Source organism: Promicromonospora kroppenstedtii DSM 19349, assembly GCF_000515355.1.
Lineage (GTDB): Bacteria > Actinomycetota > Actinomycetes > Actinomycetales > Cellulomonadaceae > Promicromonospora > Promicromonospora kroppenstedtii.
This window is the reverse complement of the sequence record NZ_KI911621.1, coordinates 5352-15476: the sequence shown is the minus strand read 5'-3', so window position 1 is coordinate 15476 and position 10125 is coordinate 5352. Positions and strand designations below refer to the sequence as shown.

Below are 10125 nucleotides of genomic sequence, written 5' to 3'. Positions count from 1 at the left end.
CCCGCCTCGGTGAGCCGCAGGCCCCGGCCGTGCGGCTCGACGAGCGGGATGCCGCGCAGCTCCCGCTGGGCGGTGCGCAGCTGCTGCGACACCGCCGACGGCGTCCGGTGCGTCGCCCTGGCCACGGCCGTCACGGACCCACGGTCGGCGAACTCGCGCAGCAGGTCGAGGTGGCGCGGGTCCAGGCGCGAGAGGTCGTTCATGTAGGCAGCCTACAAGGACATGTAGAACATTTCGCTTGTCCTTCAACACGGATCGGACGACGCTCAGCACATGCCGATCTCGCACCGCCTGCTCGCCGTGTCCGTCGCGGTCATGTGGGGGCTCAACTTCATCGCGATCCACGCCTCGCTGGAACAGTTCCCGCCGTTCCTGCTCGCGGCGCTACGATTCGCGGTCATCGCCGTCCCCACGATCCTGCTCGTGCCGCGCCCGAAGGTGCCGGTGCGGTGGCTACTGGGCTACGGCCTCGGGTTCGGCACCCTGCAGTTCCTGTTCCTCTACTGGGGCATGGCGGCCGGGGTGCCGACGGGCCTCGCGTCGCTGGTGCTCCAGTCGTCGGCGCCGTTCACGGTGCTGCTCGGCGCCACGGTGTTCCGCGAGCGCGTGTCCGCCCGGCAGGTCGTGGGCCTCTCGGTCGCGACCCTCGGGCTCGCGGTCGTGGGCTGGTCCCAGGCGCAGGCCGCGGCGTTCGGGCCGTTCCTCCTGGTCCTGGCCGGCGGCTTCGGCTGGGCGATCGGCAACGTCTCCAGCGCCCGCGCCAAGGCGCCGAACCCACTGCACCTGACCCTGTGGATGTCCGTGGTGCCGCCCATCCCGATGCTGGCGTTGTCGCTGCTCATCGAGGGGCCCGACGCCATTGCCCGCTCGTTCGTCCCCGGACCAGCCATGGGTCCAGCGCTCCTCGGCCTCGCCTACACGGTCCTGATCGGCACCCTGGCCGGCTCCGGCGTCTGGACCTGGCTCATGGCCCGGCACCCCGCGGGCGTCGTCGCCCCGTTCTCCATGCTGGTTCCCGTGGTCGGCCTGAGCGCGTCGGCCGTGCTGCTCGGCGAGCAGATCGGGGTGTGGACGGCGACCGGGGCGGCTCTCGTCATCGCCGGAGTGCTCTGGGGCGCGCGGCGCCGTCTCACGCCGCCGCCCGCCCCAGACCGGCAAGCCCCAGATCAGCATGCCCCGGATCAGCTCACCCCTTCACCGACCCCGACGCCAGCCCTGCCACGTAGTACCGCTGGAGCGCCACGTACAAGATGACGCACGGGATCATCGCGATGACCGACCCCGCCGCCAGCAGCCCGAAGTTGACCTGCCCGTACGCCCCCTGCTGCAGGTTCACCAGCGACACCGGCAGCGTGTAGAGGCTGGAGTCGGTCAGGAACGTCAGCGCCCCGAGGAACTCCGTCCACGACGCCAGGAACGCGTACAGGGCCGCAGTCGCCGTGCCCGGCACCACCAGCGGCCGCAGCACCGACACCAGGATCCGGAGCGTCCCGGCGCCGTCGACGTGCGCCGAGTCCTCGAGCTCCGCCGGCACCGCGGCGAACGTGTTGCGCATGACGAAGATGCCGAACGGCAGGTTCACCGTCGTGTAGAAGAGCACCAGGCCGAACAGGCTGTCCGTGAGCCCCATGACGTTCATCTGCAGGTAGAGCGGGGTCAGGATCGCCTGGAACGGGATCATCAGCGTGACCAGCACCAGCCCGAACAGCACCGTGCGCCCCCGGAACGGGAACCGCGCGAAGCCGTACCCGGCCAGCGTCGCGAGCACCGCGGTGAGCACCGCTGTCGACACCGACACGATCGCCGAGTTGAGGATGCCGCGCCACACCTCCGGCTGGTCGATCACGGCTTGGAAGTTGACCCACGACAGCTCGAAGAACCGGCCGTCGGGGGCCGCCACGATGACGTCGCCCGGCTGCCCGGCCCGCACGAACGCGACCACCAGCGGCACCAGGAACACCAGCGCGGCGAGGGTTCCGCCCACCACGTAGAGCATCCGCTTGACCCGGGTGTCCCGCTCCGGCCCTGAGGGCGAGGGAGAGACCACGGCAGGACGCCGCCCAGCACGCGCCCTCACGGGCGCAGCAGAAGTGACCGTAGCCATGTCAGCTCCTCTCCCGCAGCAGCCAGAACTGGGCCGCGGTGACCAGACCGGTGATGACGACCAGCACGAGCGACATCGCCGTCGCCGCACCGAGCTGGAGCTGGACGAACGCCCGCCGGTAGATGGCCATGACGATCGTCGTGGTCTCCGACCCGGGGCCGCCCTGGGTCAGGATGTAGAACTGCGTGAACGCGAGGAACGACCCGATGACCGACAGGATCACGGTCATCGCGATGGTCCGGCGCAGCATCGGCACCGTGATCTGCAGCTCCCGCTGCCACCACGAGGCGCCGTCGATCTCCGCCGACTCGTAGACCTCGCGCGGGATGCCCTGCATCCCGGACATGAGCAGCACCATCGTCAGCCCGGACACGCCCCAGACCACCATGACGCAGAGCAGTCCGGTGGCGAGCGGCCCGTCGACGAGCCACGCCGTCGTCCCGTCCGTGATCCCGAGGAAGCGCAGCGCCACGTTGACCAGGCCGCTGTTCGGCTGCGCCTCCAGCAGCATGAGGAAGCTGAGGGTCGTCAGCCCGATGACGAACGGGACGAAGAAGATGGTGCGCAGCAGCGTGGCGCCCCGCCGCTTGGACCGCACCAGCACGGCCAGCCCGTACCCGAGCAGCAGGATCGGCAGCGTGACGATCGCCGTGTAGAGCAGCGTATAGCCCAGCGCGGTCCAGAACGTCGGGTCCGTGAGCACCGAGGCGTAGTTGTCGAGCCCGATGAACCGGTACGGCCCGATCAGCGGGAAGTTCGTCAGCGAGATGTAGACCGCCACGACCAGCGGCACGAACACGAACACGACCACCAGCGCGACCGCCGGCGTCACCAGCGCGAGCCCCGTGCGGCTCGGGTGCGTGAGGGTCCCGTACCTGCGGCGACGCAACGCCTGCGGGGCGGACGTCGCCGTCGCCGTCGTCGGGGCGCTCATGCCTGCGCCTGCCTCAGGATGCGGTCGTACGTGGTCTGGGCCTCCTGCATGGCGGCATCGACCTCCCCGTCGAAGACGGCGGAACGGAACATGCGCAGCCATGGTCCGTCCTGCTGGTTGTAGATGAGGTTGTAGGCGAGCGTGGTGGGTGCGTACCCGCGGTCGAGCGCCTCCAGCGGGGGCAGCACGAGCGGGTACCTCTCCGCGAACTCAGGGGTTCGGACGTCGGAGCGGACGGGGGAGTAGAAGCCCTCCGGCATCCGCGCCTGCTGCTCGACGGCGACCGCGAACTTCATGAACTCCCACGCCGCCGAGGGATTCCGCGCGCCGTTGAGCATGCAGAGGTTGTCACCGCCGTCGAAGAACGCCCGCCCGCCGTCAGGCCCGGGCAGGAGCACCACCTTGGTGTGCTCCAGCAGCGCCTCGTCCGCATTGGGCACGACGACGCCGAACCCCGCGGGGAACATGCCCAGCCGGCCGGCGGTGTAGTCGGCGGACCAGCGCGAGGCGTCGTCCGAGAAGCTGCCCGGGGGCACGAGCTGCTCCGCCCACAGCGTGCGTTCGAGGTCGAGCGTGCGGCGCAGCGCCTCGTTGCCGACGACGTCGCCGCGCTGGCTGCCGACGTCGCCCGCGATGAGGTCGCGGTCGGTGGCCCAGACATGCGGCTGGACGGTGAAGCCCAGCGCGCCCGAGGCGTTGCCGGGGAACGACCAGCCGTAGACGTCGTCCTCCAGGGCGCTGATGGCGCGGGCCGCCGCGAGGATGCCGTCGAAGTCCTTCGTGTGCTCGTCGACGTCGAGGCCCGCGCGGTCGAACAGCTCGGTGTTGCAGAACAGCACCGAGAAGTCGCCGATGAACGGCAGTCCGTAGTTGCGGCCGTCCTTGGTGCTGAGCGCCAGGTGGCCGGGGCTCAGCGCGTCGCCGATGCCGAGGTCCTCGATGAGTGGCGTCAGGTCCGTGAACGCGCCGCGGTAGGCGAACAGGGTCGAGTAGATGTCGTCGATGTCGATCACGTCGGGCACTCGCCCGCCGCGGATCGCGGTGGCGAGCTTGGTCACGTACTGCCCGTTCTGGATGGGCGTGACCTGCACGCGGATCCGGTCCTGGGCCCGGTGGAACGCGTCGACGACGGCCTGGGTGCCGTTGACCGTGTCGGACCGGCACCACAGGTTCAGGGTGCCCGTCGCGTTCTCGCCGAAGCCCGCGGCCTCGACGTTCGCGGGCCGTAGCGTGCCGCCGCAGCCGGCGAGTGCGGCAGCCGCCGTCGCCGAGCCGGCGAGGGTGAGCAGCTGGCGTCTGGTGAGCTCCATCGCTCTCCTTCCTTACGCGTCGTTACGCAGGGTGAGACGTGCTGGGGTCGTGCTGCCCCAGGGGGCCGGGACCGGCCCGGGCCCCCTGGGAGCGTGCGGTCAGCGGGTCGGGATCCAGACCCGCATCGGCTGCGGGCCACGGTTGGCCCACGCGTAGTAGGGGATCGCGGTCAGCGTCACGTCCCGCACCGGGCCGGCCGACGGCGTCGTGGCCGGCCCGTACGGCGTCGTCGCCTCGGCATCCGGCCCGGGGACCACCGCGCCGTGCGCCCGGACCACCGTGACCCCGCCCAGCAGGTCGCCGCGGAACTCGTCGGACAGTGCGCCCGAGACGTCGAGCCGCAGGTCGTCGACCACGGCGCCGGCCTCCTGGTCCGGCTGCTCCAGCGCGTAGACCAGCGGCCCGCGCTCGATCGCGACGCACCCGCGCACCGCGTCGACCCGGGGGTCGGCCGAGGTGAGGCGCGGCGTCATCGGCAGGTCGAGCCGGACGACGTCGCCCGCGGCGAACCGGCGCGTGACCTTGGCGTACGTACCGGCGAGGACCGGGGCGCCGTCGAGCGTGGCGCCGTCGGCCCAGGCGGGGACGCGCAGGGCGAGCGTCGTCTCGGCGTCCGGTCCCTCCTCGACGTGCAGCGCGATGCTGCCCTCGTCGGGGTAGGCGGTCTCGACACGCAGGCGCAGCGTGCCGCCGTCGAGCGGGGCGGTGACCGTGCCGGGCGCGTACTGGTGCAGCTGCAGGCTCGGCCCGTCCGCCGTGGCCACGTAGCCGGTGAAGCTGGAGACCGTCCGCATGATGTTGGGCGGGCAGCACGCGCAGTCGAACCAGCCGCGACGGCCGTGCGCCGGGCTGCGGTCCTCCTCGGCGTGCGCGTCGCTGCGCAGCTGGAGCGGGTTCACGTAGAAGTACTCGGTGCCGCTCAGCGACACCCCGGCGAGGAAACCGTTGAGCAGCATGCGCTCGATCTGGTCGGCGTACCGGGCCTCGCCCGTGGCGAGCAGCATGCGCCACGCCCACTGCACGCCGCCGATCGCGGCGCAGGTCTCGGCGTACCCGCGGTCGGTCGGCAGCTCGTACGGGTCGCCGAACGCCTCGCCCTCCCAGCGCGCCCCGAGGCCGCCGGTCAGGTACTGCTTGCCGCGCTCCATCGCGCGGTACTGGGTGTCGAGCGCCGCGAGCAGCTCGGCGTCGCCGGTCTCGATGGCGACGTCGGCCGCACCGGCGCCCAGGTATACCGCCCGCACGGCGTGGCCCTCGACGGTGGTGGCCTCGCGGACCTTGACCCGGTCGGAGAAGTAGGTGGGCTGCTTGCCGTGCGCCTCGATGATGCCGGTGCCACGCGCCTCGACGAACCAGCTCGCCAGGTCCAGGTAGGCCTGGGTGCCGGTCTCGCGGTACAGCTCGACCAGGGCCATCTCGATCACGGGATGGCCGTCGACCTCGCGGAGCTGGCCGGTACCGTCGCCGAACGTGGCGACGAGGTGGTCGGCCAGCTTGACGGCGACGTCGAGCAGCTCGGTGCGGCCGGTGCCGCGCACCTGCGCGACGGCCGCCTGGAACAGGTGCCCGGCGCAGTACAGCTCATGGCTCCACGGCAGGTCGCTGTAGCGCGGCACGTTCCGCAGCGCGGGCACGGAGTCCAGGTAGCCGTCGTCGGCCTGGGCGGCCGCGAGCAGGCTCGTGACGTGGAGCTGGTCGGCCAGGAGCTGCTCGTCGGGCTCCCGGGCGTACTCCCAGGCGGCCGCCTCCAGCCACTTGTGCACGTCGGAGTCCGCGAAGATCGGGCCGGTCGCCTCGCCGTCCGCCACGCCCGCGGCGATCTCCAGGTTGCGCAGGTTGCCGGCCTTGGCGAGCTGCTCCAGCCCGCCCGGGATCGCGGCGGACCGGTTGACGTCGGCGCTGCGGCGCCACAGCCCGGCATCCACCGTGACGTACCCGGGGGCAAGCGGCCGCAGCAGCACCCGGGCGTCGCTCGTGGGTTCGGCCGGTCCGCGCGTCGTACCGCTGGGCGTCGTCGTCATCGATGCTCTCCTCCGGACGGAAACTAGGAATCCGATTTCCTGATCGTAGGGACCGACGTGACCAGCGTCAAAGGTCTGGGCGAAATTCGCCAGAAACTGGCCGCTGATCTGGGCCGGGAGGTACGATGACGCGGCGTCCCGTTGCTGTCGCGCAGGTTCGACGGAAAACGCGGAAGGAAACCAGGTCGAGAAGGAGCGGTGCGGATGGACCGGGGAGCGGTCGTACGGATCACGGACGTCGCGGCGCTCGCGGGAGTGTCGCCGAGCACGGTGTCCAAGGCGCTCAACGACACCGGCTCGCTGCGGGAGAGCACCCGTGCTCGGGTCCGGGAGGCGGCCGACCGGCTGGGCTTCGTGCCCGATGCCAGCGCGCGCTCCCTGTCGGCCCGGCGCAGCTTCACCGTGGGCCTGCTGAGCACTGACTCCGCCGGCCGGTTCTCGCTGCCCGTGGTGCTCGGCGCGGAGAACGCGCTGGTGGGCGGCGAGCTCTCGGCCCTGCTGGCCACGGCCCGGCACGACCCGGTGCGCGAGCAGCACCACGTGCGCGCGCTGGTGGCCCGGCGGGTCGACGGGATCATCGTCACAGGCCGCACCACCGAGCCGCGCGAGCCCATCAAGGTGCCGATGCCGGTGGTCTACGCGTTCGCGCCGTCGTCCGACCCCGACGACGCCTCCGTGGTGCCCGACGACGCCCTCGGCATGCGGCTGCTCGTCGAGCACCTGGTGGGCCTGGGCCGACGTCGGATCGCGTACGTGGGCGGACGCGCGGAGCAGGCGGCGTCCCTGGTGCGGTACGTGACGCTCGCGGCGGAGCTCGCCGCGCGCGACCTGGCCGTGGTCGGGGAGCCGCTGTACGGCGACTGGTCGGAGCAGTGGGGGCGGCGCGCGGTGGAGCAGATCCTGGCCGGTGGGCTGGGTTCGGGTTCGGGTTCGGGCTCCGAGAAGCGCGACCTGCCAGTGGACGCGATCGTTTTCGCCTCTGACCAGCTCGCTCGCGGAGGATGCGACCGGCTCCGCGAGCGAGGACTGCGCGTGCCCGACGACGTCGCGGTGACCGGCTACGACGACTGGGATGTGATGTCGCTGGCCAGCCGCCCGCCGCTGACCACGGTGGACATGCAGCTCGAACGGCTGGGCCAGCGCGCCGCCGAGCTGCTGATCGCGGCGATCGAGGGCGACCCGGCCCGCGGCGTCGAGCGCCTGGCGCCGCGGCTGGTGGTCCGGGCGTCGACGCTGGGCGACGGCTAGACCCGACTGGCTCCTCCACTTCGAAGCCTAAGTTTCTTGTCTTTGCGGCCGTCGAAAGGCGAGAAACTTTGGCCTCGAAGGTGAAGTGGCTCCAGGGCCGATCCCGCCTGGTCGTCGACGGAGCGTCGGGCTAGGGGTCACGGAACGCGAAGGCCACCTCGGCGCCGTCCACCCGGACGGTCCGCACCTCGTCGGCGGGGTGGTCCACCGGGACGACGACGACCTGGCTCACGGCCAGGTACTCGGTCGAGCAGCCGGAGTCGGGGCCGGGCGCCGTCGAGACCTCGATGGTCCAGCGGTCGAGCCAGGCGACCGACACCGGGTAGGGCATGCACCCGGGCGTGCCCCATGCGGTCACGGCGAGGCGGGCGGGCCGCACCGTGGCGTCGACCGTCGCGTTGGTGACCCCCTCGGTCGGCAGCCCGGGCGGGGCTGTCCCGGCGGGAAGGCTCTCGACCACGATCGAGCGCTGCTGGTCCCGGGGCGGGCCTGTCTCGCTTGCGGAGCAGCCGCCGAGGGCGAGCGCGAGCGGAAGGGCGAGCGCCGTCGTCTGCCGCCGCAGCATGCCGATCCCTCCCGATACGCAACAGTCCGTGACTCGACGATGGCAGGCGCGGTGCGGAGAGTTCAAAGGATTACTTGGCTGCTTGCGGGCCGGAAACATCCGGCAGCCGCGGGCGCCGATCGGATACACTCGGCTGGTCCTGCCCACGGGGTCCGACACAGTTCGGATACCTGGCGACGGCGGACCCACGGGGTGTAGCGCAGCTTGGTAGCGCATCTGCTTTGGGAGCAGAGGGTCGCAGGTTCGAATCCTGTCACCCCGACCACCGCCCACCAGCACTGATCCGGATCGGTGCTGGTGGGCATCGTCGTCTCCGGCGTCGCGGCAGCGATCCTGCCGGTCAGAACGAGTCGGAGAACGCTCGTCCGATGCCGCGAACGACCCAGACGACACCCCGGCCGATCCAGAGGATCGCGCTGAGGAGGTCCAGGGCCTCCAGCACCCGGCCCAGGCCGCGTCCGACCGCCCGGAACGGTCGCCCCACCTGATACCAGAAGCCCTTCGGAGGCTTGTCGGCCATCGCCATGCCCGGAGTCTGACACTGCACCCGGCACCCCGTGAACTTGCTGGTGCAGGGGCCGTCGACCTGACCGTCACTCCCCGGGAGGCTCGAGGTCGCCGGGGTTCTCTGTCGCGGTGAGCTCCTCGAGGAACCGCATGACCACCTCGCGCTCCTCCGGGTTCAGCCGCGCGGCCGCCTCGAACCGGTGGGCGTGGTCGCGTCCCACGCTCTTCAGCGCGATCTGCCGGGTCTCCTCCGTCACCTCCACCGCCAGGCTGCGCCGGTCGGTGGGATGGGGGAGCCGGCGGATGTGCCCCGCGTCCGCCAGCCGGTCGAGCATCTTGGTGGTCGACGCCGACGTGATGCCCAGGTGCGCGGCGATGGCGCCCGGCGTGGCGGTCTCGCCCCGGTACTGCGCCGCGATGACGAACCGCAGCGTGCGCATGTCGGTCTCGCCGAGCTTCATGTAGCGTCGCGACGCCTCGCTCATCCGGCGCTCCGCCTCGCGCCAGTCGCGCAGCCCCTGCAGCACGCGGACTACCTGGTCGACCTCCTGCTCGTCCAGGCCGGACCGTTGCACGATCTCCTGCCGCGGGTCCAGGACCCGGGGGTCCAGCATCGACGGGCCGGACGGGTCGACGGGCTCGGGTTCAGAGACCACGTGCGCTCCCCTCTCATATATTGCTTCCCACACTTGAAGGTAGACGGGCTAGCAAAAAGTAGCACGAGACCCGCCGAGACTTTGGTGCCGGGCGCGTCGCGCTGCCAAGGTTGCCCGACAACTACCGAGAGGCGTCGATGAACCACCCGCTAGGCACCACCCCGGCACCGGCACCCGTGCGTCTCGCCTCCGGGGGACCGGCGCGCGCGGCCTGGCCGCTCGACGACGCGGTCGTGCACCTCAACCACGGCTCCTTCGGGGCGGTGCCCACCGAGGTGGTGCGCTACCAGGACGAGCTGCGCCGGCAGGCCGACCTGCGCCCCGTCGCCTGGTTCCCCCGGGCCCACGAGCTCGTCGCCGCCGCCCGGCACGAGGTCGCGCCCTTCGTCGGCGCCCGGGCCGAGGACGCGGCGTTCGTGCCCAACGCCTCGGCGGCGGCGACCGTCGTCTTCAACTCGCTCCGGCTCGCACCCGGCGACGAGATCCTCGTGACCGACCACGGGTACGGCGCCATCACCATGGGCGCCCGACGCCTCGCCCGCCGCTTCGGCGCCCGGGTACGCACGGTCACGATCCCGCTCGCGGCGAGCGCCGACGACGTCGTCGAGCGGTTCCGGGCCGAGCTCACCGACGCCGTGCGGCTCGTCGTCGTCGACCAGATCACGTCGCCCACCGCCCGCCTGCTGCCCACCGCGCGGATCACGGAGCTCGCCCACGAGCGCGGCGCCCGCGTGCTGATCGACGGCGCGCACGCCCCGGGCCTCGTGGCTGACGCCGCG

The 10125-nt window shown here is 71.9% G+C and carries 11 protein-coding genes and 1 tRNA gene; 4 read left to right on the top strand and 8 right to left on the bottom strand.

The window, feature by feature from the left end:
- Window positions 1-203 (bottom strand): helix-turn-helix domain-containing protein (locus PROKR_RS05155; RefSeq protein ID WP_036960199.1); only part of this gene is annotated, 203 nt, incomplete at its 3' end.
- 70 nt (window positions 204-273) lie between these two features.
- Between PROKR_RS05155 and PROKR_RS05150 the strand changes: the two genes are divergently transcribed.
- Entirely contained in the window at window positions 274-1254 is a 981-nt protein-coding gene (locus PROKR_RS05150; protein WP_036960196.1) for an EamA family transporter, read from the top strand.
- Here the strand turns inward: PROKR_RS05150 and PROKR_RS05145 are convergent.
- The 4 genes from PROKR_RS05145 to PROKR_RS05130 form a co-directional block, all read right to left on the bottom strand.
- The gene (locus tag PROKR_RS05145) at window positions 1187-2047 is read right to left on the bottom strand and encodes a carbohydrate ABC transporter permease (RefSeq protein ID WP_245605708.1); all 861 of its coding nucleotides are present in this window, start codon (window positions 2045-2047) and stop codon (window positions 1187-1189) included. The genes PROKR_RS05150 and PROKR_RS05145 overlap by 68 nt on opposite strands.
- Before the next feature lie 58 nt (window positions 2048-2105).
- Complete coding sequence (locus tag PROKR_RS05140) at window positions 2106-3038, bottom strand: carbohydrate ABC transporter permease (RefSeq protein ID WP_036960191.1); 933 nt, start codon at window positions 3036-3038, stop codon at window positions 2106-2108.
- Window positions 3035-4348 (bottom strand): ABC transporter substrate-binding protein, encoded by a 1314-nt coding sequence (locus PROKR_RS05135; protein WP_036960189.1) that lies wholly within the window; start codon window positions 4346-4348, stop codon window positions 3035-3037. Before PROKR_RS05135 ends, PROKR_RS05140 begins: the two co-directional genes overlap by 4 nt.
- A gap of 99 nt (window positions 4349-4447) precedes the next feature.
- Window positions 4448-6370 carry a glycoside hydrolase family 127 protein gene (locus PROKR_RS05130; protein ID WP_036960187.1) on the bottom strand — a complete coding sequence of 641 codons (1923 nt, stop codon included), beginning with the start codon at window positions 6368-6370 and terminating at the stop codon, window positions 4448-4450.
- A 204-nt stretch (window positions 6371-6574) separates the two neighbouring features.
- Between PROKR_RS05130 and PROKR_RS05125 the strand changes: the two genes are divergently transcribed.
- Complete coding sequence (locus PROKR_RS05125) at window positions 6575-7618, top strand: LacI family DNA-binding transcriptional regulator (RefSeq protein ID WP_036960184.1); 1044 nt, start codon at window positions 6575-6577, stop codon at window positions 7616-7618.
- 130 nt (window positions 7619-7748) lie between these two features.
- Here PROKR_RS05125 and PROKR_RS32440 read toward each other — a convergent pair whose 3' ends face one another.
- Window positions 7749-8183 (bottom strand): hypothetical protein, encoded by a 435-nt coding sequence (locus PROKR_RS32440; RefSeq protein WP_036960183.1) that lies wholly within the window; start codon window positions 8181-8183, stop codon window positions 7749-7751.
- A 188-nt stretch (window positions 8184-8371) separates the two neighbouring features.
- Here PROKR_RS32440 and PROKR_RS05115 point away from each other — a divergent pair.
- Window positions 8372-8448: transfer RNA gene (locus PROKR_RS05115), tRNA-Pro, on the top strand.
- A gap of 75 nt (window positions 8449-8523) precedes the next feature.
- Here the strand turns inward: PROKR_RS05115 and PROKR_RS05110 are convergent.
- A complete protein-coding gene (locus PROKR_RS05110) occupies window positions 8524-8709 on the bottom strand; it encodes a hypothetical protein (RefSeq protein WP_036960180.1) in 186 nt (61 codons plus the stop codon).
- A gap of 67 nt (window positions 8710-8776) precedes the next feature.
- Window positions 8777-9346, bottom strand: coding sequence for a MarR family winged helix-turn-helix transcriptional regulator (locus tag PROKR_RS05105; protein ID WP_245605707.1), 570 nt, complete (start codon window positions 9344-9346; stop codon window positions 8777-8779).
- A gap of 137 nt (window positions 9347-9483) precedes the next feature.
- Here PROKR_RS05105 and PROKR_RS05100 point away from each other — a divergent pair.
- Window positions 9484-10125 (top strand): aminotransferase class V-fold PLP-dependent enzyme (locus PROKR_RS05100; RefSeq protein WP_245605706.1); only part of this gene is annotated, 642 nt, incomplete at its 3' end.